Annotated in this window: 30 protein-coding genes; 19 read left to right on the top strand and 11 right to left on the bottom strand. The window is 42.5% G+C overall.

What is annotated here, in order from left to right; translation table 11 throughout:
* Positions 1-4 precede the first annotated feature (4 nt).
* Entirely contained in the window at positions 5-553 is a 549-nt protein-coding gene (locus tag ACLV7Q_RS08570) for a carboxymuconolactone decarboxylase family protein (protein ID WP_000206765.1), read from the top strand.
* Positions 554-777: 224 nt separating this feature from the next.
* Positions 778-1,677: a TDT family transporter gene (locus ACLV7Q_RS08565; RefSeq protein WP_218757178.1), complete on the top strand. Its 900-nt coding sequence runs from the start codon at positions 778-780 to the stop codon at positions 1,675-1,677.
* Between the two features lie 24 nt (positions 1,678-1,701).
* Here ACLV7Q_RS08565 and serS read toward each other — a convergent pair whose 3' ends face one another.
* From serS to ACLV7Q_RS08550, 3 genes are all read right to left on the bottom strand, one after another.
* Positions 1,702-2,976 carry a serine--tRNA ligase gene (serS, locus tag ACLV7Q_RS08560; protein ID WP_218757177.1) on the bottom strand — a complete coding sequence of 425 codons (1,275 nt, stop codon included), beginning with the start codon at positions 2,974-2,976 and terminating at the stop codon, positions 1,702-1,704.
* 213 nt (positions 2,977-3,189) lie between these two features.
* Positions 3,190-3,561, bottom strand: coding sequence for a DUF956 family protein (locus tag ACLV7Q_RS08555; protein ID WP_000079358.1), 372 nt, complete (start codon positions 3,559-3,561; stop codon positions 3,190-3,192).
* 2 nt (positions 3,562-3,563) lie between these two features.
* On the bottom strand, positions 3,564-4,928 hold the full coding sequence (locus ACLV7Q_RS08550; protein ID WP_218757176.1) for an aspartate kinase: 1,365 nt from the start codon (positions 4,926-4,928) through the stop codon (positions 3,564-3,566).
* Positions 4,929-5,115: 187 nt separating this feature from the next.
* Here ACLV7Q_RS08550 and ACLV7Q_RS08545 point away from each other — a divergent pair, with 187 nt between their 5' ends.
* The 15 genes from ACLV7Q_RS08545 (at position 5,116) to ACLV7Q_RS08475 (ending at position 16,224) form a co-directional block, all read left to right on the top strand.
* A complete protein-coding gene (locus tag ACLV7Q_RS08545) occupies positions 5,116-5,322 on the top strand; it encodes a hypothetical protein (protein WP_218757175.1) in 207 nt (68 codons plus the stop codon).
* Between the two features lie 11 nt (positions 5,323-5,333).
* Positions 5,334-6,119 (top strand): enoyl-CoA hydratase, encoded by a 786-nt coding sequence (locus ACLV7Q_RS08540; RefSeq protein ID WP_218757174.1) that lies wholly within the window; start codon positions 5,334-5,336, stop codon positions 6,117-6,119.
* Between the two features lie 93 nt (positions 6,120-6,212).
* Positions 6,213-6,647, top strand: coding sequence for a MarR family winged helix-turn-helix transcriptional regulator (locus tag ACLV7Q_RS08535; RefSeq protein ID WP_000386353.1), 435 nt, complete (start codon positions 6,213-6,215; stop codon positions 6,645-6,647).
* A complete protein-coding gene (locus ACLV7Q_RS08530; RefSeq protein ID WP_218757173.1) occupies positions 6,647-7,621 on the top strand; it encodes a beta-ketoacyl-ACP synthase III in 975 nt (324 codons plus the stop codon). Before ACLV7Q_RS08535 ends, ACLV7Q_RS08530 begins: the two co-directional genes overlap by 1 nt.
* A gap of 58 nt (positions 7,622-7,679) precedes the next feature.
* On the top strand, positions 7,680-7,904 hold the full coding sequence (locus ACLV7Q_RS08525; RefSeq protein ID WP_000257838.1) for an acyl carrier protein: 225 nt from the start codon (positions 7,680-7,682) through the stop codon (positions 7,902-7,904).
* Positions 7,905-8,127: 223 nt separating this feature from the next.
* A complete protein-coding gene (gene fabK, locus ACLV7Q_RS08520; RefSeq protein ID WP_000857439.1) occupies positions 8,128-9,102 on the top strand; it encodes an enoyl-[acyl-carrier-protein] reductase FabK in 975 nt (324 codons plus the stop codon).
* Complete coding sequence (fabD, locus tag ACLV7Q_RS08515) at positions 9,095-10,018, top strand: ACP S-malonyltransferase (protein WP_218757172.1); 924 nt, start codon at positions 9,095-9,097, stop codon at positions 10,016-10,018. The genes fabK and fabD overlap by 8 nt, the downstream gene beginning before the upstream one ends.
* A 40-nt stretch (positions 10,019-10,058) precedes the next feature.
* Positions 10,059-10,790, top strand: coding sequence for a 3-oxoacyl-[acyl-carrier-protein] reductase (gene fabG, locus ACLV7Q_RS08510; protein ID WP_218757171.1), 732 nt, complete (start codon positions 10,059-10,061; stop codon positions 10,788-10,790).
* A gap of 20 nt (positions 10,791-10,810) precedes the next feature.
* Positions 10,811-12,046, top strand: coding sequence for a beta-ketoacyl-ACP synthase II (gene fabF / locus ACLV7Q_RS08505; protein ID WP_218757170.1), 1,236 nt, complete (start codon positions 10,811-10,813; stop codon positions 12,044-12,046).
* A 2-nt stretch (positions 12,047-12,048) separates the two neighbouring features.
* A complete protein-coding gene (accB, locus tag ACLV7Q_RS08500) occupies positions 12,049-12,534 on the top strand; it encodes an acetyl-CoA carboxylase biotin carboxyl carrier protein (protein WP_218757169.1) in 486 nt (161 codons plus the stop codon).
* Positions 12,531-12,953 carry a 3-hydroxyacyl-ACP dehydratase FabZ gene (gene fabZ / locus ACLV7Q_RS08495; protein WP_218757168.1) on the top strand — a complete coding sequence of 141 codons (423 nt, stop codon included), beginning with the start codon at positions 12,531-12,533 and terminating at the stop codon, positions 12,951-12,953. The genes accB and fabZ overlap by 4 nt, the downstream gene beginning before the upstream one ends.
* Before the next feature lie 11 nt (positions 12,954-12,964).
* A complete protein-coding gene (gene accC, locus ACLV7Q_RS08490) occupies positions 12,965-14,332 on the top strand; it encodes an acetyl-CoA carboxylase biotin carboxylase subunit (RefSeq protein WP_218757167.1) in 1,368 nt (455 codons plus the stop codon).
* 36 nt (positions 14,333-14,368) lie between these two features.
* On the top strand, positions 14,369-15,235 hold the full coding sequence (gene accD / locus ACLV7Q_RS08485; RefSeq protein ID WP_218757166.1) for an acetyl-CoA carboxylase, carboxyltransferase subunit beta: 867 nt from the start codon (positions 14,369-14,371) through the stop codon (positions 15,233-15,235).
* Complete coding sequence (locus tag ACLV7Q_RS08480) at positions 15,232-15,999, top strand: acetyl-CoA carboxylase carboxyl transferase subunit alpha (RefSeq protein WP_218757165.1); 768 nt, start codon at positions 15,232-15,234, stop codon at positions 15,997-15,999. Before accD ends, ACLV7Q_RS08480 begins: the two co-directional genes overlap by 4 nt.
* A 66-nt stretch (positions 16,000-16,065) precedes the next feature.
* On the top strand, positions 16,066-16,224 hold the full coding sequence (locus ACLV7Q_RS08475) for a hypothetical protein (RefSeq protein WP_225904691.1): 159 nt from the start codon (positions 16,066-16,068) through the stop codon (positions 16,222-16,224).
* A gap of 86 nt (positions 16,225-16,310) precedes the next feature.
* Here ACLV7Q_RS08475 and nusB read toward each other — a convergent pair whose 3' ends face one another.
* From nusB to gatC, 6 genes are all read right to left on the bottom strand, one after another.
* Positions 16,311-16,736: a transcription antitermination factor NusB gene (nusB, locus tag ACLV7Q_RS08470; protein WP_218757164.1), complete on the bottom strand. Its 426-nt coding sequence runs from the start codon at positions 16,734-16,736 to the stop codon at positions 16,311-16,313.
* The gene (locus ACLV7Q_RS08465; protein ID WP_050242198.1) at positions 16,729-17,118 is read right to left on the bottom strand and encodes an Asp23/Gls24 family envelope stress response protein; all 390 of its coding nucleotides are present in this window, start codon (positions 17,116-17,118) and stop codon (positions 16,729-16,731) included. The genes nusB and ACLV7Q_RS08465 overlap by 8 nt, the downstream gene beginning before the upstream one ends.
* Positions 17,119-17,139: 21 nt before the next feature.
* Positions 17,140-17,700: an elongation factor P gene (gene efp / locus ACLV7Q_RS08460; RefSeq protein WP_000568643.1), complete on the bottom strand. Its 561-nt coding sequence runs from the start codon at positions 17,698-17,700 to the stop codon at positions 17,140-17,142.
* Positions 17,701-17,831: 131 nt separating this feature from the next.
* Complete coding sequence (gatB, locus tag ACLV7Q_RS08455; RefSeq protein WP_173276034.1) at positions 17,832-19,274, bottom strand: Asp-tRNA(Asn)/Glu-tRNA(Gln) amidotransferase subunit GatB; 1,443 nt, start codon at positions 19,272-19,274, stop codon at positions 17,832-17,834.
* Complete coding sequence (gene gatA, locus ACLV7Q_RS08450) at positions 19,274-20,740, bottom strand: Asp-tRNA(Asn)/Glu-tRNA(Gln) amidotransferase subunit GatA (RefSeq protein WP_173276036.1); 1,467 nt, start codon at positions 20,738-20,740, stop codon at positions 19,274-19,276. The genes gatB and gatA overlap by 1 nt, the downstream gene beginning before the upstream one ends.
* Entirely contained in the window at positions 20,740-21,042 is a 303-nt protein-coding gene (gene gatC, locus ACLV7Q_RS08445) for an Asp-tRNA(Asn)/Glu-tRNA(Gln) amidotransferase subunit GatC (RefSeq protein WP_000705419.1), read from the bottom strand. The genes gatA and gatC overlap by 1 nt, the downstream gene beginning before the upstream one ends.
* Positions 21,043-21,335: 293 nt before the next feature.
* Between gatC and ACLV7Q_RS08440 the strand changes: the two genes are divergently transcribed.
* On the top strand, positions 21,336-21,410 hold the full coding sequence (locus ACLV7Q_RS08440; RefSeq protein ID WP_232610068.1) for a hypothetical protein: 75 nt from the start codon (positions 21,336-21,338) through the stop codon (positions 21,408-21,410).
* 247 nt (positions 21,411-21,657) lie between these two features.
* On the opposite strand, the gene ACLV7Q_RS08435 is transcribed toward ACLV7Q_RS08440, so the two are convergent.
* The gene (locus ACLV7Q_RS08435) at positions 21,658-21,903 is read right to left on the bottom strand and encodes a DUF4160 domain-containing protein (RefSeq protein WP_001127467.1); all 246 of its coding nucleotides are present in this window, start codon (positions 21,901-21,903) and stop codon (positions 21,658-21,660) included.
* The gene (locus ACLV7Q_RS08430; protein WP_000471832.1) at positions 21,896-22,147 is read right to left on the bottom strand and encodes a hypothetical protein; all 252 of its coding nucleotides are present in this window, start codon (positions 22,145-22,147) and stop codon (positions 21,896-21,898) included. The genes ACLV7Q_RS08435 and ACLV7Q_RS08430 overlap by 8 nt, the downstream gene beginning before the upstream one ends.
* A 223-nt stretch (positions 22,148-22,370) precedes the next feature.
* Between ACLV7Q_RS08430 and ACLV7Q_RS08425 the strand changes: the two genes are divergently transcribed.
* The gene (locus ACLV7Q_RS08425; RefSeq protein ID WP_001025436.1) at positions 22,371-23,915 is read left to right on the top strand and encodes a peptide chain release factor 3; all 1,545 of its coding nucleotides are present in this window, start codon (positions 22,371-22,373) and stop codon (positions 23,913-23,915) included.
* Positions 23,916-24,043: the final 128 nt, after the last annotated feature.

Raw genomic sequence — 24,043 nt, 5'->3', positions numbered from 1 at the left:
TCTTATGACAACATTTACAATCCATACAGTAGAATCAGCGCCAGCAGAAGTGAAAGAAGTTCTTGAAACAGTAGAAAAAGACAACAATGGCTATATTCCCAACCTAATCGGCCTCTTGGCCAATGCACCGACTGCTTTAGAAGCCTACCGAACTGTCGCATCTATCAACCGTCGCAACAGCCTGACACCTGTTGAGCGCGAAGTAGTGCAAATCACGGCAGCTGTGACAAATGGTTGTGCCTTCTGCGTCGCAGGTCACACAGCCTTTTCCATCAAACAAATCCAGATGAATGATGACTTGATTCAAGCTCTTCGCAATCGTACTCCAATTGAGACAGATCCTAAATTGGATACCCTAGCTAAGTTTACTTTGGCAGTTATCAATACCAAGGGTCGTGTAGGAGATGAAGCCTTGTCTGAGTTTTTAGAAGCTGGTTACACTCAGCAAAATGCTTTGGATGTGGTTCTTGGTGTCAGCCTAGCAAGTCTCTGTAACTATGCCAATAACCTAGCCAATACCCCAATTAACCCAGAATTGCAACCTTATGCTTAATTCATATCTGAGTAAAATGAAGTCTGAAATAATCGGACTTCGTTTTTTTATACTCAATGAAAATCAAAGAGCAAACGAGGAAGCTAACCGCAGGTTGCTCAAAACAGTGTTTTGAGGTTGCAGATAGAAGCTGACGTGGTTTGAAGAGATTTTCGATGAGTATTAAGTCCTCATTTCAGCCTTTTTATGATATACTAAAGATAATATCATTATTGGAGGTTAGGATGAAAAAACTCCCCTTGGTATTTTCTGGTTGTTTGCTAGGTTTGGCAGGAGCTGGAAATCTTATTTTAGATACGTTGCCGGTTCTGTCACATCTGTTTAGTCTGACAGGTTTGATTTTGTGGATTTATTTTCTAATTCTACATCTCTTTAATTGGAAAGACACCAAGCAAGAATTGACCAAGCCCCCTCTTTTGTCAGGAATGGCGACCTTTCCCATGGCTGGGATGATTTTATCTACCTATGTCTTTCGCGTCTTCCCTCATCTTCCTTTGGTTGCGCAAGGAATCTGGTGGTTTTCATTTCTCTTGGATTTGGTCTTGATTGCTGGTTTTACCATCAAGTTTGCCTGTCCAGGTCGTAGGGTTCATGCGACTCCTAGCTGGACGGTTCTCTATGTGGGGATAGCGGTGGCTGCCTTGACCTATCCTCTGGTAGGCATCATCGAAATTGCCTATGCGACCTTGAGTTTTGGTTTTCTCTTGACCTTCTATCTCTATCCCCTTATTTATAGCGATTTAAAGAAACATCCACTCCCACTAGCCTTGCTTGGCCAAGAAGGAATCTATTGCGCTCCCTTCTCTCTACTCTTGGCTTCTCTAGTTCGAGTTGGAGGAGAGAGTCTACCAACTTGGCTCTTAATCGTTATGATTTTGGCTTCTCAATCCTTCTTTTTCTTTGTTTTAACTCGCCTGCCCAATATTTTAAAGCAAGGCTTTCAACCAGCCTTCTCAGCCCTCACTTTCCCGACCATTATCACAGCTACTTCGCTTAAGATGGCTCAGGGAATCTTGAAACTTCCATTTTTGGATTATTTGGTAGTGGCTGAAACCGCTATTTGCTTAATTATTTTACTCTTTGTATTAGGTGCTTATCTGATTTGGTTACGAAAAAAGGTCTAGCTAGAAATAGCTAAACCTTATTTTTTATGGTTTGATGACTTCAGCTCCACCCATGTATGGACGAAGAACTTCTGGGATGGTCACAGAACCATCTGCATTTTGGTAGTTTTCAAGAATAGCAGCCACTGTACGTCCAACTGCAAGTCCAGAACCATTCAAGGTATGGAGCAATTTCACCTTGCCATCTGCTTCATCACGGTAACGGATTTGGGCACGACGGGCTTGGAAATCTTCTGTGTTTGAACAGCTTGAGATTTCACGGTAGGTATTTTGTGCTGGAATCCAAACTTCCAAGTCGTAAGTCTTCGCAGCTGAGAAGCCCATATCTCCTGTAGAGAGAGCAACGACACGGTATGGAAGGTTAAGTTTTTGAAGGATATTTTCAGCGTTGGCTGTCATTTTTTCCAATTCTTCGTAAGATTCTTCTGGTTTGGCAAATTTAACCATTTCAACCTTGTGGAATTGGTGCAGACGAATCAAACCACGAGTATCACGGCCAGCTGAACCAGCCTCAGAACGGAATGATGGGCTCATAGCAGTAAAGTAGATTGGTAGGTCTTTACCGTCAAGGATTTCATCACGGTAGTAGTTTGTCAGAGGAACTTCGGCTGTAGGAATAAGGACATAATTGCTGTCGCTCAATTCAAAAGTATCTTCCTTGAATTTTGGATATTGACCAGTCCCAAACATAGAGTCATGGTTAACCATGTATGGTGTGATGACTTCAGTATAGCCTTCCTTTCCATGCTCATCCAACATAAAGTTGTAGATAGCACGTTCCAAACGAGCACCGAGGCCTTTATAGAAGAGGAAGCGAGCTCCTGTTACCTTACCACCGCGTTCCCAGTCAAGGATGCCAAGGTCTTCACCAAGATCCCAGTGAGCTTTAGGTTCGAAGTCAAACTCGCGTGGAGTCCCCCAACGGCGAACTTCCACATTGTCATCTTCATCAGCCCCAACAGGAACACTGTCAGCTGGGATGTTAGGAAGAGTCGTTGTAAATTCTGTCAATTTAGCATCGATGTCTGCCAATTCAGCATCCAAGGCTTTGACCTCAGCAGATAGAGTTTGCATGGCAGCAATCTTGTCATCTGCATTTTCCTTGTTGCGCTTAGCTTGGGCAATCTCAGCAGAAACTGTGTTGCGTTCTGCCTTGAGAGTTTCAACTTTGACCAAGATGTCACGACGCTTAGCATCGATTTCTTTCATCTCATTCAAGACAGCAGCATCTACACCACGTGTAGCCAATTTTTCTGCGACAGCATCAAAGTCTGTACGAATACGTTTGATATCTAACATAAGAACTCCTTTATGAAAAAAGCACACCTGACAAAGCGTTGGAGTGGCAGGGCCACGGTTCCATCCAACTTCACAGGTGTGCACTTGATTGTTTATGTAATTGTTACCAACGGTAGAATTTCACCTATCCCTCCTATCTGCTCGCAGCACCCGCAGACTTTCTGAAAGAAGAAGATAACCTACTTATCCGTTGCTATGATTATACTAAAGTTTCTACTTTTTTGCAAATAGATTTTTAAATTTTTGGCTAATTGTCTGAATCAGGGTAGGAAGTTTGACGACCTTGTCATTTCCCAGCTTTTCGCGTGCAATTTTGAGAATGGCACCTGAGTCTTTTGAAGCAAAGAGGAATTTTCCTTTGTCTGTAAAGACTTCGAAGTGGCGACTGATTTTTCGTCCAGTGACATTGGCTCCAATCTGATTGATATGGCTCCAAGGAATCTGGATAAATTGTTCGACATTGACATCTGGGTAAAATTCTAAGGCCTGATCTCCGACAAGGAATTTCCCAACTTTCCCAGCGATAGAGAGGTAGGAAGTTCCTGTCGTACTGAGAAGCACTGTTTTATTAAGCGATTGGGCCATGATTAGTCTTCCTTACTTTCGCCGAAAAAGGCATTGTAGAGGGCTTTGATTGCTGCTTTCTCTTGGTCTTTATTGACAACAAACATAATAGAAACTTCACTAGAACCTTGAGACATCATCTGGATGTTGATCTTGTTTTCAGATAGAGCGCGTGTCGCAGTAGCAGTTACTCCGATATGACTCTTCATTTTTTCTCCAACAATCATAATGATAGAAAGGTCGTGTTCGATTTCTGCATGGTCTACTTCAGCCTTTTGAACCAACTGACGCAGGATTTCTTCTTCCTTGATAGGAGTTAGTTCGCGAGAACGTAGGATGATTGAAAGATCGTCGATACCTGTTGGCATATGTTCCCAACCGATGTTAAGGTCTTCAAGGATTTGCAGAACCTTGCGTCCAAATCCAACCTCACGGTTCATAAGGTATTTCGACATGTTGATGCTGACAAAGCCTGAGTCACCAGCAATTCCCACAACTGGAAATTCATCACTACTGTGTTTTAGAACGATACGAGTACCTGGATGGTCAGGGTTGTTGGTATTCTTGATAACGAGAGGAATTTTTCCACGGTAGGCAGGAAGAAGCGCTTCGTCATGAAGGACTGAGAATCCTGCATAGGCCAACTCACGCATTTCACGGTAGGTTAACTCAGGGATTGAGTGTGGTTGGTGAATAATACCAGGGTGGGCTGCAAAGATACCATCAACGTCTGTAAAGTTTTCATAGAGGTCAGCTTTAACCCCTGCAGCAATGATAGAACCTGTAATGTCTGATCCTCCACGTGAGAAGGTACAGATTTGATTTTCCTTGGTAACTCCAAAGAAACCAGGAATGACAAGGACTTCATTTGCATTTGTCAATTCTTCAATCTTGTCATAACTTGATGGAATGATGCGAGCGTGACCAGGTTCACTTGTGACCACAATCCCAGCTTCTCTAGGGTGAACATAGCGTGCATCGATACCGTTTTGGTTAAAGTAGGCAGCAATCAATTTGGCATTGTTGTTTTCACCGGCTGCTAGGAAAGTGTCGTAGAGAAATTCATTTTCTTCGATAGGAAGAGTGGCCAAGGCGCGAATGCTTTTTGAAATTTTGTCTAGCACAGCTGGTTTCAGTCCTAATTCACTAACCATAGCGGCATAGCGATCGATAATCCAGCTTTGGCTCTTGCTAATATCGTTACCAGCAACATAATCACGGTAGTATTTAATCAAGGCATCCGTAACCTTGGTATCTTCAGCATTGCGTTTTCCTGGTGCAGAAACAACTACAAAACGGCGCTCTTTATCGCTTTTGACAATGTTTAAAACTTTTTCTAATTGACCAGCAGAGGCAAGAGAGCTACCTCCAAATTTAACAACCTTCATAAGAACTCCTAAAGTAAGTATTTTATACGATTATAGCAGAAAGAAAGGCTTTTTTCAATGAAGAAAATAAGATGTTTTCTAGCCTAAAGCGCGCCTTTCCAATCGGCTGAGACACTTTCAGTTGATTTTTTCTTGCTTTCGAGTTTTAAAAAAGCTATACTTTGACAATGAAATAATTTAATATTCAATGAAAATCAAAGGGCAAACTAGGAAGCTAGCCGTAGACTGCTCAAAGTACTGCTTTGAGGTTGTAAATAAGACTGACGAAGTCAGCTCAAAACACTGTTTTGAGGTTGTGGATAGAACTGACGAAGTCAGTAACCATACCTACGGCAAGGCGAAGCTGACGTGGTTTGAAGAGATTTTCGAAGAGTATAAACTGCTTATAAAATAAAAGGAGTCCTGATGGAACACATTATTTATCAGCTTGAAGAGGATTTAGCAATCCTTACCTTGAACCGTCCTGAGGTTGCAAATGGCTTTCATATTCCTATGTGTGAGGAGATTTTAGAAGCTCTGACTTTAGCAGAAGAGGATCCGGCTGTGCATTTTATCTTAATCAATGCCAATGGCAAAGTCTTCTCAGTTGGTGGAGATTTGGTAGAGATGAAGCGTGCAGTGGATGAGGATGATATTCCATCATTGACGAAAATCGCAGAGTTGGTCAATACGATTTCCTATAAAATCAAGCAAATAGCTAAACCTGTTTTAATGGAAGTTGACGGTGCTGTTGCAGGTGCCGCAGCGAATATGGCTGTTGCTGCAGATTTCTGTTTAGCGACCGATAAGGCTAAGTTTATCCAAGCTTTTGTTGGCGTTGGTTTGGCTCCAGATGCAGGGGGAATTCATCTCTTGAGCCGCAGTATCGGTGTGACGCGTGCTGCTCAATTAGCCATGACAGGAGAGGCTTTGACAGCAGAAAAAGCTCTAGAGTGGGGCCTGGTTTACCGTATTTCTGAAGCTGATAAGTTAGAAAAAACCAGAGAACAGCTTCTTAAAAAATTGAGACGTGGCTCAAGCAATTCCTATGCAGCCATTAAGAAGTTGGTCTGGGAGAGCCAATTCAAAGACTGGCAGGATTATGCTGCTTTAGAATTGAAGCTACAGGAATCCTTGGCTCAAACAGAGGATTTCAAAGAAGGAGTGCGAGCTCATTCGGAGAGAAGACGGCCTAAATTTACAGGAAAATAAAAAAATACTTGCATCATTCTTTGAACTTTGATATAATTCTCTTGTCAAATGTTTTGATTGTAAAAGTTTTTTTGAGAAGGAGGGATATGAAAAATGGACTACCAACGAATTAATGAATATTTAACATCTATATTTAACAATGTCCTTGTCATTGAGGAAGTGAGCTTGAGAGGTAGTCGTTTCAAGGATATCTCCATCAAAGAAATGCATACGATTGATGTGATTGGGAAATTCCCAGACGTGACACCAAGTCAAGTGTCAAAAGAGTTGATGGTGACTCTTGGGACAGTTACGACTAGTTTGAATAATCTCGAACGCAAGGGTTACATTGAACGCATTCGCTCAGAGCAGGATCGTCGCGTGGTGCATCTACATTTGACAAAGAAGGGTCGCTTGGTTCATAGGCTGCATAAACGCTTCCACAAGGCCATGGTTGAAAAAATCATTGATGGTATGAGTAAGGAAGAAATTGATGTTATGAGCAAAGGTTTGACCAATCTTTATCAATTTTTGGAGGATTTGAAATAATGGCTTTTGCAAAAATAAGCCAGGTTGCTCATTATGTGCCAGAGCAAGTGGTTACAAATCACGACTTGGCTCAGATTATGGATACCAATGATGAGTGGATTTCAAGTCGGACGGGAATACGACAAAGGCATATTTCAAGAACAGAATCTACCAGTGATTTGGCTACGGAAGTTGCTAAGAAACTGATGGCAAAAGCTGGAATAACAGGGGAGGAGTTGGATTTTATCATCCTAGCTACCATTACTCCAGATTCGATGATGCCCTCTACAGCTGCTCGTGTTCAAGCTAATATTGGTGCTAATAAGGCCTTTGCTTTTGACCTAACAGCGGCTTGCAGTGGATTTGTATTTGCTCTTTCAACTGCTGAAAAGTTTATCGCTTCTGGTCGCTTTCAAAAAGGCTTGGTGATTGGTAGTGAAACCCTCTCTAAAGCAGTCGATTGGTCAGATCGATCAACAGCTGTGTTGTTTGGAGATGGTGCTGGTGGCGTCTTGTTAGAAGCTAGCGAGCAAGAGCATTTCCTAGCGGAGAGTCTCAATAGTGATGGGAGTCGTAGTGAGTGTCTGACCTATGGGCATTCAGGCCTGTATTCTCCATTTTCAGATCAAGAAAGTACAGATTCGTTTTTGAAGATGGATGGACGCGCAGTCTTTGATTTTGCCATTCGGGATGTAGCCAAGTCTATCAAGCAGACTATTGATGAATCTCCTATAGAGGCGATAGACTTGGATTATCTGCTACTTCATCAGGCTAATGACCGTATTTTGGATAAGATGGCTAGAAAAATCGGTGTCGATCGAGACAAACTTCCAGCTAATATGATGGAGTATGGCAATACCAGTGCAGCCAGTATCCCGATTTTACTTTCAGAGTGTGTGGAACAAGGTCTCATCCCTTTAGATGGTAGCCAGACTGTTCTACTATCAGGCTTCGGTGGAGGCTTGACCTGGGGCACGCTCATTCTTACAATTTAGGTAATCATGTGGTGAACACATTGTTATAAAAAACTATTTATTTTAAAGGAGTCCTATCATGGCAGTATTTGAAAAAGTACAAGAAATTATCGTTGAAGAACTTGGAAAAGACGCATCAGAAGTAACACTTGAATCAACTTTTGATGATTTGGACGCAGATTCATTGGACTTGTTCCAAGTAATCTCAGAAATCGAAGATGCTTTTGATATCCAAATCGAAGCAGAAGATGACTTGAAAACAGTTGGTGACTTGGTTGCCTACGTTGAAGAGCAAACAAAATAATACTCAATGAAAATCAAAGAGCAAACTAGGAAGCTAGCCGCAGGCTGTACTTGAGTACGGCAAGGTGACGCTGACGTGGTTTGAATTTGATTTTCGAAGAGTATAAGCAGAATATAAGATAGAAGGAGTAGGGGAACCCGCTCCCTCTTGTTTAGGCAATAGTTTGATTGTCAAATTATGACAGTATCGAACTATTACGTAAGCAAGAAACGATGGAGGCACTATGAAAACGCGTATTACAGAATTATTGAACATTGATTATCCTATTTTTCAAGGAGGAATGGCCTGGGTTGCTGATGGTGATTTGGCAGGGGCTGTTTCCAAGGCTGGTGGACTAGGCATTATTGGTGGGGGAAATGCCCCGAAAGAAGTTGTCAAGGCAAATATTGATAAGATCAAATCGTTAACGGATAAACCTTTTGGTGTCAACATCATGCTCTTGTCTCCTTTTGTGGAAGATATTGTAGACCTCGTTATTGAGGAGGGAGTTAAGGTAGTGACAACAGGCGCAGGAAATCCTGGTAAATACATGGAACGCTTTCATGAAGCAGGGATCACAGTCATTCCAGTTGTACCAAGTGTTGCCCTAGCTAAACGCATGGAAAAAATCGGTGCGGACGCTGTTATTGCAGAAGGAATGGAAGCTGGGGGGCATATCGGTAAATTAACAACCATGACCTTGGTGCGTCAAGTGGCGGCAGCTGTATCTATTCCTGTTATTGCTGCAGGAGGGATTGCGGATGGTGAAGGTGCTGCGGCTGGCTTTATGCTAGGTGCAGAGGCTGTTCAGGTTGGAACGCGCTTTGTCGTTGCCAAAGAGTCTAATGCACATCCAAATTATAAGGCGAAAATTTTAAAAGCTAGAGATATTGATACTACGATTTCAGCTCAACACTTTGGTCATGCTGTTCGTGCAATTAAAAATCAGTTGACTCGTGATTTTGAAAAAGCTGAAAAAGATGCCTTTAAACAAGAAAATCCTGATTTGGAAATCTTTGAACAAATGGGAGCGGGTGCTCTAGCCAAAGCGGTTGTTCACGGAGATGTGGATGGTGGCTCTGTTATGGCAGGTCAGATTGCAGGGCTTGTTTCCAAAGAAGAAACAGCTGAAGAAATCCTAAAAGATTTGTATTACGGAGCAGCTAAGAAAATTCAAGAAGAAGCCTCTCGTTGGGCAGGAGTTGTAAGAAATGACTAAAACAGCCTTTTTATTTGCTGGCCAAGGTGCCCAGTATCTAGGTATGGGACGGGATCTCTATGATCACTACCCTATTGTCAAAGAAACGATTGATCAAGCAAGTCAGGTACTTGGTTATGATTTACGTCATCTCATTGATACGGAAGAAGCAAAACTCAATCAGACTCGCTATACGCAACCTGCCATTCTAGCGACTTCGGTTGCTATCTACCGTTTATTGCAAGAAAAGGGCTATCAGCCTGATATGGTTGCTGGTTTGTCTCTTGGAGAATATTCTGCCTTGGTGGCCAGTGGCACCTTGGATTTTGAAGAAGCTGTTGCCTTAGTTGCTAAGCGTGGAGCCTATATGGAAGAAGCGGCTCCTGCTGGCTCTGGCAAGATGGTTGCTGTTCTCAATACGCCAGTAGAGGACATTGAAGAAGCCTGTCAAAAAGCTTCTGAACTTGGAGTGGTTACCCCAGCCAACTATAATACACCTGCACAAATCGTGATTGGTGGAGAAGGGGCTGCAGTTGACCGAGCTGTTGAACTCTTGCAAGAAGCTGGAGCTAAACGCTTGATTCCTCTCAAGGTTTCAGGTCCTTTTCATACCGCTCTTCTTGAACCTGCTAGTCAGAAACTAGCTGAAACACTAGCTCAAGTAAGTTTTTCAGATTTCACTTGTCCCCTAGTCGGCAATACAGAAGCAAGGGTCATGCAAAAAGAAGACATTGCTCAACTCTTGACGCGTCAGGTCAAGGAACCAGTTCGTTTCTATGAAAGTATTGCGGTTATGCAAGAAGCAGGCGTAACCAACTTTATCGAGATTGGACCGGGGAAAGTCTTGTCAGGCTTTGTCAAAAAAATTGATAAGACAGTCAAACTAGCCAATGTTGAAGATCAGGCGAGTTTGGAAGCCTTGCTAGAAAACGAGTAATCCCTTCTCCCATAAATACAAGAGGAAACAGGAGAAAAGAATGCAACTAAAAAATAAAAATATCTTTATTACAGGTTCGAGTCGTGGAATTGGTCTTGCCATTGCCCACAAGTTTGCTCAAGCAGGAGCCAATATTGTTTTAAACAGTCGTGGGGCAATCTCAGAAGAATTGCTTGCTGAGTTTGCAGACTATGGTGTCAAGGTTGTTTCTATATCAGGAGACGTGTCAGACTTTGCAGACGCTAAACGTATGGTTGAACAAGCTATTGTAGAGCTGGGTTCAGTAGATGTTTTGGTCAACAATGCAGGGATTACCCAAGATACCCTTATGCTCAAGATGACAGAAGTAGATTTTGAAAAAGTGCTTAAAGTGAATCTGACTGGTGCCTTTAACATGACACAATCAGTCTTGAAACCGATGATGAAAGCCAGAGAAGGTGCTATCATTAATATGTCTAGTGTTGTTGGTTTGATGGGAAATATCGGTCAAGCTAACTATGCAGCTTCTAAGGCTGGTTTGATTGGTTTTACCAAGTCTGTGGCTCGTGAAGTGGCCAATCGCAATATCAGGGTTAATGCTATTGCACCGGGAATGATTGAGTCCGATATGACAGCTGTTCTATCAGACAAGGTAAAAGATGCCATGCTGGCACAAATTCCTATGAAAGCATTTGGGCAGGCAGAGCAGGTTGCAGATTTAACAGTATTTTTAGCAGGCCAAGATTATCTAACTGGTCAAGTGGTTGCCATTGATGGTGGCCTCAGTATGTAGAGAAGCTAGAGGTAAAAAAGATGAAACTAAATCGCGTAGTAGTAACAGGTTATGGAGTAACATCTCCAATCGGAAATACACCAGAAGAATTTTGGAATAGTTTGACAAGTGGAAAAATCGGAATTGGTCCAATTACAAAATTTGATCATAGCGACTTTGATGTGCATAATGCAGCAGAAATTCAAGATTTTCCTTTTGACAAATACTTTGTAAAGAAAGATACCAACCGTTTTGATAACTATTCTTTATATGCCTTGTATGCAGCTCAAGAGGCTGTCAATCATGCTAATTTGGATGTAGAGGCTCTTGACAAGGATCGTTTTGGTGTTATTGTGGCCTCTGGTATTGGTGGAATCAAGGAAATTGAAGATCAAGTGCTTCGTCTCAACGAAAAAGGGCCAAAACGTGTGAAACCATTGACCCTTCCAAAAGCCTTACCAAATATGGCTTCAGGAAATGTTGCTATGCGTTTTGGAGCAAACGGTGTTTGTAAATCTATCAATACTGCCTGTGCTTCATCAAATGATGCGATTGGGGATGCTTTCCGCTCAATTAAGTTTGGTTTCCAAGATGTTATGTTGGTAGGTGGTTCAGAAGCCTCTATCACACCTTTTGCTATTGCTGGTTTCCAAGCCCTAACAGCTCTCTCTACTACAGAGGATCCTACTCGTGCTTCCATTCCATTTGATAAGGACCGTAACGGTTTTGTTATGGGTGAAGGTTCAGGGATGTTGGTTCTTGAAAGTCTGGAACACGCTGAAAAACGTGGGGCAACTATCCTTGCTGAAGTGGTTGGTTACGGAAATACTTGTGATGCCTACCACATGACTTCACCACATCCAGAAGGTCAGGGAGCTATCAAGGCCATCAAACTAGCCTTGGAAGAAGCTGAGATTTCTCCAGAGCAAGTAGCCTATGTCAATGCTCACGGAACGTCAACTCCTGCTAATGAAAAAGGAGAAAGTGGTGCGATCGTAGCTGTTCTTGGTAAGGAAGTACCTGTATCATCAACCAAATCATTCACAGGACATTTGCTAGGTGCTGCTGGTGCGGTAGAAGCTATCGTCACAATCGAGGCTATGCGTCATAACTTTGTACCAATGACAGCTGGAACAAGTGAAGTATCAGATTATATCGAAGCCAATGTCGTTTATGGACAAGGCTTGGAGCAAGAAATTCCATACGCTATTTCAAATACTTTTGGTTTTGGTGGCCACAATGCAGTTCTTGCTTTCAAACGTTGGGAGAATAAATAAGTATGAATTTAAACGATATTAAAGACTTGATGGCTCAATTTGACCAATCAAGTTTGAGAGAATTTTCTTATAAAAATGGGACGGATGAGTTGCAGTTTAGCAAGAATGAAGCGAGACTTGTATCTGAAGTTGCACCTCAAGTTACTTCGGCACCCGTTCTAGCAACACCAAGTCCAGCGGCGCCTACATCTGCTTCAGCAGAAACTGTAGTGGAAGAAGTTCCAGCTCCAGCTGAAGTAAGTGTGGTTGCTGAGGGAGATCTTGTAGAGAGTCCACTTGTTGGGGTGGCTTACTTGGCTGCTGGCCCAGATAAACCTGCCTTCGTCACAGTTGGTGATAGTGTCAAAAAAGGTCAAACTCTGGTAATTATTGAAGCCATGAAAGTCATGAATGAAATTCCAGCTCCTAAGGATGGTGTGGTAACGGAAATTCTCGTTTCTAACGAAGAAATGGTTGAATTTGGTAAAGGATTGGTACGTATCAAATGATCGATATTCAAGGAATCAAAGAAGCCCTTCCCCACCGTTATCCTATGCTCCTAGTGGACCGTGTCTTGGAAGTGAGCGAGGATAGCATTGTTGCCATCAAAAATGTGACCATCAATGAGCCCTTCTTTAATGGTCATTTCCCTCAATATCCAGTTATGCCAGGTGTTCTGATTATGGAAGCCTTGGCGCAAACAGCTGGTGTGTTAGAGTTGTCAAAACCTGAAAATAAAGGAAAATTGGTCTTTTACGCTGGTATGGACAAGGTTAAGTTCAAGAAGCAGGTTGTACCAGGTGACCAATTGGTTATGACAGTAACGTTTGTAAAACGTCGTGGCACGATTGCTGTGGTTGAAGCAAAGGCTGAAGTGGATGGCAAGCTTGCAGCCAGTGGTACTCTTACCTTTGCAATAGGGAACTAAGGAGGTTCTCCATGTTTCGAAAAATTTTAATTGCCAATCGTGGTGAAATTGCGGTTCGTATTATCCGTGCGGCGCGTGAATTAGGGATTGCGACGGTAGCGGTCTATTCAACTGCTGATAAGGAAGCCCTGCATACACTTTTGGCAGACGAAGCAGTTTGTATCGGTCCTGGCAAGGCAACAGAGTCTTATCTCAATATCAATGCGGTTCTATCAGCTGCAGTCTTGACTGAGGCAGAAGCCATTCACCCCGGTTTCGGATTTCTCAGTGAAAATTCCAAATTTGCAACCATGTGTGAAGAGGTGGGTATTAAGTTTATCGGCCCATCTGGCCATGTCATGGATATGATGGGAGACAAAATCAATGCGCGTGCTCAGATGATTAAAGCAGGTGTGCCTGTCATTCCAGGTTCGGATGGAGAAGTGCATAACTCTGAAGAAGCTTTGATTGTTGCTGAAAAAATTGGCTATCCTGTTATGCTCAAGGCTTCAGCAGGTGGTGGCGGTAAAGGGATTCGTAAGGTTGAAAAACCAGAAGACCTCGTTTCTGCCTTTGAAACAGCCTCTAGCGAAGCCAAGGCCAATTATGGCAATGGTGCCATGTACATAGAACGGGTTATCTATCCAGCTCGTCACATTGAGGTTCAAATTCTAGGAGATGAGCACGGAAATGTGATTCATTTAGGTGAACGGGATTGTTCTCTTCAACGGAATAATCAAAAGGTTTTGGAAGAAAGTCCTTCGATTGCAATCGGAAAAACGTTGCGCAATGAAATCGGTGCTGCGGCTGTTCGAGCTGCAGAGTCTGTTGGATATGAGAATGCAGGAACTATTGAGTTTCTTCTTGATGAAGCAAGTAGCAACTTCTACTTTATGGAGATGAATACTCGTGTACAGGTGGAACATCCAGTAACAGAATTTGTTTCAGGTGTGGATATCGTTAAGGAACAAATTCGCATTGCGGCAGGTCAGCCTTTGTCTGTTAAGCAAGAAGATATTGTTCTACGAGGTCATGCTATTGAGTGTCGTATCAATGCAGAAAATCCAGCCTTTAACTTTGCTCCAAGTCCAGGTAAGATTACTAATCTCCATCTGCCAAGTGGTGGAGTTGGCTTGCGCGTGGATTCAGCAGTTTATCCAGGCTATACCATTCCACCTTATTATGATAGTATGATTGCTAAAATCATTGTTCATGGTGAAAATCGTTTTGATGCCTTGATGAAAATGCAACGTGCTCTCTATGAATTAGAGATTGAAGGAGTGCAGACCAATGCAGATTTCCAGCTTGACCTCATTTCAGATCGCAATGTCATTGCTGGAGATTATGATACTTCCTTCTTGATGGAAACCTTCTTACCCAAATATCAAGAAAAAGAATAAAATGACTTCAAGAGTTTAAACCGAAAAGGGGAATCAATGGCTCTATTTAGTAAAAAAGATAAGTATATTCGAATCAATCCCAATCGTTCGGTTAGGGAAAAACCTCAAGCTAAGCCAGAGGTTCCAGATGAATTATTTTCCCAGTGTCCGGGCTGTAAGCATACCATCTATCAGAAGGATCTGGGAAGTGAGCGTATCTGTCCGCACTGTAGCTATACCTTTCGTATTTCTGCCCAAGAACGCTTGGCTTTTACGATTGATATGGGAACCTTCAAGGAATTGTTTACAGGGATTGAAAGCAAGGATCCCTTGCATTTCCCTGGTTACCAAAAGAAACTGGCATCTATGCGTGAAAAAACAGGTCTGGATGAAGCGGTTGTGACAGGAACAGCTCTTATTAAAGGTCAGACTGTAGCTCTGGGGATAATGGATTCCAACTTTATCATGGCTTCTATGGGTACAGTTGTAGGGGAAAAAATCACTCGCTTGTTTGAGTATGCGACTGTTGAAAAATTGCCAGTTGTCCTCTTCACAGCTTCTGGTGGAGCCCGTATGCAGGAAGGAATCATGAGTCTCATGCAGATGGCCAAGATTTCTGCGGCGGTTAAACGCCATTCAAATGCTGGTCTCTTTTACCTGACCATTTTGACAGATCCAACGACAGGTGGTGTGACAGCTTCTTTCGCTATGGAGGGTGATATTATTCTAGCTGAACCACAGAGCTTGGTCGGTTTTGCTGGGCGTCGTGTCATTGAAAATACGGTTCGTGAAAGCTTGCCTGAGGATTTCCAAAAGGCGGAATTCCTATTGGAACATGGCTTTGTGGATGCGATTGTCAAAAGAAGAGATTTGCCAGATACCATTGCTAGCCTAGTCAGATTGCACGGAGGGAGTCCTAGATGAATATTGCAAAAATAGTCAGAGAAGCGCGTGAGCAGAGTCGCTTGACAAGCTTGGACTTTGCGACAGGCATTTTTGATGAATTTATCCAATTACACGGTGACCGTTCTTTTCGTGACGATGGTGCAGTTGTTGGTGGTATTGGTTGGCTTGGAGACCAAGCTGTAACAGTGGTTGGTATCCAAAAAGGCAAGAGTTTGCAAGACAACCTCAAACGGAATTTTGGACAACCACATCCAGAAGGCTACCGCAAGGCTCTACGGTTGATGAAACAGGCTGAAAAATTTGGCCGTCCAATTGTGACCTTTATCAATACAGCAGGTGCCTATCCTGGTGTCGGAGCGGAAGAACGTGGACAGGGAGAAGCCATTGCTCGCAATCTCATGGAAATGAGTGACCTGAAAGTTCCTATTATCGCCATTATTATCGGTGAAGGTGGTTCTGGTGGGGCTCTGGCTCTAGCAGTCGCAGACCGTGTCTGGATGCTGGAAAATTCTATCTATGCTATTCTCAGTCCAGAAGGCTTTGCTTCTATTTTATGGAAGGACGGCAGTCGTGCCATGGAAGCGGCAGAACTGATGAAAATCACTTCGCATGAGCTGCTAGAAATGGACGTGGTGGATAAGGTGATTTCTGAAGCAGGACTTTCTAGTAAAGAACTGATTAAGAGTGTCAAAAAAGAACTCCAAACTGAACTAGCTTTACTTTCACAAAAATCGTTAGAAGCGTTGTTGGAAGAACGTTACCAACGATTTAGAAAATACTAATACCTCAGAATACATAAAAACTAGAACTGGCAGTCAGTTCTAGTTTTTATGTGCTTCTTATACTCAATGAAAATCAAAGAGCAAACTAGGAAACTAGCTGCAGGCTGCTCAAAACACTGTTTTGAGGTTGTAGATAAGACTGACGAAGTCAGCTCAAAACACTGTTTTGAGGTTGCAGATAGAACTGACGAAGTCAGTAACATCTATACGACAAGCCGACGCTGACATTGGTTTGAAGAGATTTTTGAAGAGTATTACTCTGTGCAGAGAGGAAAGTAAAAAGGTGCTTGGAAGACCAAACACCTTTTCGATTATTCATTTTCTTCAGTTACAAATTGACTAAGCAATCCGTTGATAAAGCGGGCTGATTTTTGATCTGAAAAATTCTTAGCGAGTTCAATGGCTTCATTGACTGCTACCAGCTGAGGTGTATCAAATGATGTGATTTCAAAGATACCCAAGCGTAGTAAGTTTTTTTCGACCAAGGTCAAGCGTTCAACTGTCCAGCCTGACTTGAGGTGCTGGTTGATTTGTTTATCCAACTCTTCTTTTTGAGCTTGGATACCAGAAACCAAGTTTAGAAGAAAGGCTGGAATTTGCACATCTTCATCTTCTCGGTCATGTGTGTAGGCAAAGCGACAAGCTGTTTCTATATCTGTGTCGAATTCAAGGCTCATAAGAGCTTGAAAAGCGCATTTACGAAGTTCACGTCTGGATTCTAATAGTGGACTAGTCATTGAGGAAGTCCTCGTCAAACAGATCTTTCAACTCAGGTTTTGGTGTTTTGTCTGGAACGATTCCCGCAACGTGAATATTGACAACAGAAAGTTCCACATCAGCCATATTACGAACAGCGTCCTTAACAGCTTTTTGGATAGCCATAGCGACTTTAGGTACTTTCACACCGTACTCAAGATAGAGATAGATGTCAGCAGTTAGCTCTTCGTTGCTTTCTTTTAAGTAGACGCCACGACCAAGAGAGAGTTTTGATAGGGTGTCAGATACGGATTTATTTGAAAATGAGTGGACACCATCAACTTTAGCAGTTGCGATGGCAATGATTTTTTCAAGTACACGTGGAGCGATAACGATTTCGCCAAATTGTTCTTCAATTCCCATAGAATGACCTCTTTCTAGAGATTAGGCACGAGAAACGTAAGTTCCTTCTGCAGTGTTGATGATCAATTTTTGTCCAGCTTCGATGAAGTCAGGAACGTTGACAACAAGTCCAGTTTCCATAGTTGCTGGTTTACCAGAACCTGTAACAGTAGCACCTTTGATAGATGGTTGTGTTTCAGCGACTGTCAATTCAACAGTAGTTGGTACAGTTACACCGATTACTTCAGTTCCGTAGAATTGGATTTTTACATCAGAGTTTTCAAGGATGTAAAGCAATTCATTTTCAACGTTTACGACTGGGATTTCGTATTGGTCGTAAGTTTCAGTGTTCATGAAGTAGGCAGTTTCATCCATTTTGTACAAGTATTGAGCTGGAACAGTCTCGATAATAGCTTGTTCGAATTTTTCTTCTGGACGGTAGCTTGTATCAAATGTAGAACCAGTACGGACATCACGCAATTTCATACGCATGATTGTATTCCCTTTACCTGGTTTGTGGTGGCTAGCTTCCAAAACGCGGATCAATTTTCCGTCTGCAGTTTCAAATGTCATACCAGCTTTCAATTTGCTTGCTTCAATCATGTTTTTACCTCTTTAATAAATATTATTACTCTTCATTTTACCATAAAATCTTCTGGAAATAAAGCCAAAATAGTTAATGAGATTTGGTAGGAGCGAAAAAAACCAACCTCAGGGCTGGTTTCTTTTACATATTAATCTTCTTTCAACTTCGCCAATTCTTGGGCAAGGAGTTTAAGGGCGACTTGTGGGTTGGCTTGGCCTTTGGTTGCTTTCATAAGGAATCCTGTAAAGGCCTTATCTGCGTTGCGTTTGCCTGACTTGAAGTCGGCAACAGCAGCTTCGTTATCCGCAAAGACTTGGTGGATAATTGGAATCAAGACAGCTGGATCTGAGATTTGAACCATACCTGCTTTCTCAACGTATTCACGCGCTCCACCACCATTTTTAGCTAGGTGGACAAAGACTTTCTTGGCAATCTTAGATGAGATAGTCCCGTCTTCGATGATGGCAATCATTTCAACCAAGTTTTCTGGTGTCAATTCGATTTGTTCCAGTGTTTTGCCTTCAGCATTCAAGAACTGAGCAACCTCACCTTGAAGCCAGTTAGAGACTTGTTTGGCATCACCACCGAGGGCAACAGCTTTCTCAAAGAAGTCAGAAGTGACTTTATTTGCAGTCAACTGGCTAGCATCGTAGTCTGACAAGCCAAGGTCAGCCACGTAACGCGCACGACGTTCTTTTGGAAACTCTGGCAACTCTGTACGCATTTCCTCAATCCACTCATCTGAAATTTCAAAGAGAGGTAGGTCTGGCTCTGGGAAGTAGCGATAGTCTGCAGCCCCTTCCTTGACACGCATGAGGATGGTTGCTTTGTTAGCTTCATCGTAACGGCGTGTTTCTTGGCGGATTTGACCACCTGAGCGAAGGATTTCGGCTTGACGTTGGACTTCGTATTCAAGACCCTTGCGAACATTTGAGAAGGAGTTGAGGTTCTTCAACTCAGTCTTGGTACCGAATTTCTCTTGACCATAAGGACGAAGAGAGATGTTGGCATCCACACGCATAGAACCTTCTTCCATCTTAACGTCAGAAATACCAGCATACTGGATAACTTCCTTGAGGGCTATTAGATAAGCATAGGCTTCTTCAGGAGAACGCATGTCTGCTTCAGATACAATCTCAATCAATGGCACCCCTTGGCGGTTGAGGTCAACGTAAGAGTAGCCGTCTGTACTGTGGGTGTTTTTACCAGCATCTTCTTCTAGGTGAGCGCGCTCGATACCGATTTTCTTGGTCGTACCGTCTTCTAGCTCGACTTCAATCCAACCGTTATAACCGATTGGCTCATCAAACTGAGAAATTTGGTAGGCTTTGGGATTATCAGGATAGAAGTAGTTCTTGCGGTCAAAGTGCATCTTTTTATGGATGTCCATGTTGAGAGCAAGAGCAGCCTTGATACCGGCATCGACAACACCTTTATTGAGAACTGGCAGAACTCCTGGGAAAGACCAGTCAATCACGTTAGTGTTGGCATTTTGGTCATTTCCGAAGTGGGCAGAAGTAGGTGAGAAGATTTTTGAATTGGTGTTGAGCTCTACGTGGACTTCAAGTCCGATGACTGTTTCAAAGTTCATTAGTTGTCACCTCCAAAAATCACGGGTTGTTGTTTGTGGTAGTTTGTTGTTGATTCAAAAGCAGCAGCAGCTTGGTAAATAGTTTCCTCAGAGTACTTAGGACCAATCAATTGCAGTCCGACAGGTAGACCTTGAGAGAATCCAGCAGGAATAGAAATTCCTGGGAGACCAGCTAAGTTGACTGGGATGGTCAAGAGGTCAGCTAAGTACATAGCAACTGGATCGTGGTTGAGAGAATCCAAGTCATAGGCAACACTTGGAGCAGTTGGACCCAAAATCAAATCGTAATCCGCAAAGACTTTTTCGAAATCTTGGATGATGAGGGTACGGACTTGACCAGCCTTCTTGTAGTAAGCATCGTAATAGCCTGATGAAAGGCTGAAAGTTCCAAGCATGATACGGCGTTTCACCTCTTCACCGAAACCTTGGCTTCGGCTGTTTACATAGATTTCATCAAGATTAGTCGCATCCTCTGCGCGGTAGCCGTAACGGATACCGTCAAAGCGTTGCAAGTTTGATGAAGCTTCAGATGAAGCGATGATGTAGTATACGGCAACCCCGTATTTAGAGTGAGGAAGGCTGACTTCTTCAACGATAGCACCAAGTTTCTCAAAGTGCTTAGCGGCATTCAGGATGGTTTCTTTAACTTCTGGGTCAATTCCTTCACCGAGATATTCCTTAGGCAAAGCGATCTTCATGCCCTTGATGTCTTGACCGATTTTTGAAGTAAAGTCGGCAATGCGGACAGGAGCAGAAGTAGAGTCTTTTGCATCTTCGTTGGCAATAGCGTTGAGCAAGAGGGCGTTTTCCTTAACAGTTGGTGCGAAAGGTCCGATTTGATCTAATGAGCTACCGAAGGCAATGAGACCGAAACGAGAAACTGTTCCGTAGGTTGGTTTGAGACCAACAATCCCGTTGAAGGCAGCAGGTTGGCGGATAGAACCACCCGTATCAGAACCAAGTGACAAGCGGACTTGTCCTGAGGCTACAGCTGCAGCAGAACCACTTGATGATCCACCAGGAACCTTGCTGTGGTCCCAAGCATTTTTAGTGGCACCGTAGTGAGAAGTTTCACCTGACCCCCCCATGGCAAATTCGTCCATGTTGGTTTTCCCTACGACAATCATACACTTGGCTTTTGCATTGGCAACGGCTGTCGCATCAAAAATTGGCTCATAGTTGTAGAGCATTTTTGAGGCAGCAGTTGTGAGAATGCCGTCTGTAGAGATATTATCCTTAACAGCAAGTGGAATTCCTGAAAGGACATTGTCAGCGTCAATTCCAGCTTCATCAATAGCTTTGGCTTGAGCAAGAGCTTGTTCCTCAGCGATGGTGACAAAAGCGTTGATAGCTGTCTCGCGAGACTTGATATCTTCAAACGTTGCTTGGGTCAATTCTGTTGCAGAAATTTCCTTAGAGACAAGGAGATTGTGCAAGTCTTCAATGGTTTTATTGTTAAAAGTCATTAGGCATCTCCTCCATCGTCTAGGATAGCTGGTACCTTGATATAGTAGTTGTCTTTTTCAGGTACGTTTTTAAACAAGCGGTCGCGGTCTGTTCCTTCTTCGGCCACATCAGGGCGGAGTACAGTCTTGCGGTCAGCCATGGTCGTAGTAGGTGCGACACCAGTAGTGTCGACTTCGCCCAGCAATTCAACCATGTCAACAATCTTAGACAAGGTAGTCGCAAAGGCAGCAGTTTCTTCTTCAGAGAATCTTAATTTTGAAAGATTGGCAACGTGTGTTACCTCTTCTTGCGTAATTTTCATCTTGCATCCTTTCGTGAAATGATGATTTTTAGTCTGTTCTATTTTACCATATTTTCCTATAAATAAGGGAGGGAAAGATGAAAAAAGACAGGTATAGGATGGAGAACGGATTTTGATGATGATTTATTTGAAAAGCGGATTTCAAAGGGGAAAATATATGGTACAATAGTTTAACAGAGAAGTGAAGACGGTGGTTACGAAATCGAAAGGATGGTGATGCTTATGTGCAGAACCTGTAAAATCTTAGTAGAAAGGAGTAACCAGATTTGTCCCCTTTTGAGGCTTTGACACTCATGTTTGTAGCTGGTAACTTTGTTATCACACTCCTAAAGTTCATCCTTGAATTGGTAAAAGAGACAAAAAAATAGCCGTCCTAACTTTGGCGAGTTAACGAGCTATTTTTTAGTTATGTAATTACAGCCACCGTCTTAAACGGCTCTGTGGGGTGTTGTTGTCGCAACACCTTTTTCTATATTTATTGTAACATTTATTTGAAAAATTGCAAGGGGGAGTAGGATGGTTAATACCTAAGTGGGGCAATAGTTGAATAGTAGGCATTAAAATTGCTAGATAGTTTTTGTTTATTGTTGATTAGCAAACTAAGATTCTTTGATTTTAATATGCACTTTTTTGGTATTCATTCCATAAAGCCTGAAGTTCATCTGCATTTTCTAAAACATATTGCCTGATTATTTTTAGGTCTTTTGCCTTTAATTTACCATCTCTCAGTTCACCGTTCAGAAACATTGAGCCGACCTCTTCTCCGTGGATATAAATGTGAATATGTGCTTTTTGACCTTTATGGTTATGTTCGTTAGGACGAATTTCAATACCATACTTTAAGAAAGAATATTTAGGCATGTAGTAGTCCCACGTAGTCCTTCCATGTTTCAAGGTAGTTATCGCGATTTAACTCAATTTGCTTTTGAGCAAAACGAATATCATAGTCTGCCAAGTCCAAATTTTCCAATACTTCTCCAGTTAGAATACTAAAGGTTCCAATTAATTCATCGTCATCATACATGCGCAAAATAGGGTTATTTGGATTCTTGTAAATATCATCTTTTGTCACTTCTAAATTAGTTACACCAAATTCTTTGAACATGATTATATCTCCTTTTTCTTTTATTATATCATTTTTGCTAGAATTGTCACTGTTTTCTATCTATTTGACTACAAGGGAAAGCTTTTATTCAATATAAAATAGAAATTGAAAAAAATGCTAAAATCCGATATAATGGAGTGTTGAAAGGAATGGTAAAATCCAATGTAAAAATCATTCTTAGCTATTGAAACAAGAAAAATAGAAAATCAAAGAAAGAGAACTTATGAATATTCAAGAAGAAATTAAGAAACGTCGTACCTTTGCCATCATCTCCCACCCGGACGCGGGGAAAACTACTATTACTGAGCAGTTGCTCTACTTTGGAGGCGAGATTCGTGAGGCTGGTACCGTAAAAGGAAAGAAAACAGGGACTTTTGCCAAGTCTGACTGGATGGATATCGAGAAGCAACGTGGGATTTCGGTGACTTCATCTGTTATGCAATTTGACTACGACGGAAAACGCGTGAATATCCTCGACACACCAGGGCATGAGGACTTTTCAGAAGATACCTATCGTACCTTGATGGCGGTGGATGCTGCGGTCATGGTCGTGGACTCTGCCAAGGGTATCGAGGCGCAAACCAAGAAATTGTTTGAGGTTGTCAAGCACCGTGGTATTCCAGTCTTTACCTTTATGAACAAGCTAGACCGTGACGGACGTGAGCCACTGGACCTCTTGCAAGAATTGGAAGAAGTCTTGGGTATTGCGAGCTATCCGATGAACTGGCCTATCGGGATGGGGAAAGCCTTTGAGGGCTTGTATGACCTTTATAATCAACGCTTGGAGCTCTATAAAGGGGATGAGCGTTTTGCTAGTTTAGAAGATGGGGATAAGCTTTTTGGTAGCAATCCTTTCTACGAGCAAGTCAAGGATGATATTGAACTTTTAAATGAAGCTGGGAATGAGTTTTCAGAGGAAGCGATTCTGGCTGGAGAATTGACACCTGTCTTCTTCGGTTCAGCCCTTACTAACTTTGGTGTGCAGACCTTCCTTGAAACCTTCCTCAAGTTTGCTCCAGAACCACATGGTCACAAGAAAACAGATGGCGAAATTGTGGATCCTCATGATAAGGATTTCTCAGGATTTGTCTTTAAAATCCAAGCCAACATGGATCCCCGTCACCGTGACCGTATTGCCTTTGTCCGTATCGTATCAGGTGAATTTGAGCGCGGTATGAGTGTTAACCTGCCTCGTACAGGTAAGGGGGCTAAACTGTCTAATGTTACCCAGTTTATGGCGGAAAGTCGTGAGAATGTAACCAATGCTGTGGCAGGTGATATTATCGGGGTTTATGATACAGGTACTTATCAGGTTGGGGATACCTTGACAGTTGGAAAAAACAAGTTTGAGTTTGAACCACTGCCAACCTTTACTCCTGAAATTTTCATGAAAGTTTCTGCTAAGAATGTCATGAAGCAAAAATCCTTCCACAAGGGGATTGAGCAATTGGTACAAGAAGGAGCCATTCAGCTTTACAAGAATTACCAAACAGGCGAGTACATGCTGGGAGCTGTTGGTCAACTTCAGTTTGAAGTCTTTAAGCACCGTATGGAGGGCGAGTACAATGCAGAAGTGGTCATGAGCCCAATGGGTAAAAAGACCGTTCGTTGGATTAAGCCTGAGGACTTGGATGAACGCATGTCATCAAGCCGCAATATCTTGGCTAAAGACCGTTTTGACCAACCAGTCTTTCTATTTGAAAATGACTTTGCCCTTCGCTGGTTTGCGGACAAGTATCCAGATGTAGAGTTGGAGGAGAAGATGTAAATCGTTACAAATGACTAGCAACATAAAGTTGCTGTCATTTGACGGTAAGCGCTATGGCGGCTTACCTAAACGCTTCACTAGGCAAAGTCCACGAATGGTATCGATTCGTAAAACTTTCCGTCGTAACG

This window comes from Streptococcus mitis, from assembly GCF_965111725.1.
In the GTDB taxonomy this organism is placed as follows: Bacteria; Bacillota; Bacilli; order Lactobacillales; family Streptococcaceae; genus Streptococcus; species Streptococcus mitis_DV.
The sequence above is the reverse complement of the archived record's forward strand: the minus strand, read 5'-3'. Positions and strand labels throughout refer to the sequence as shown.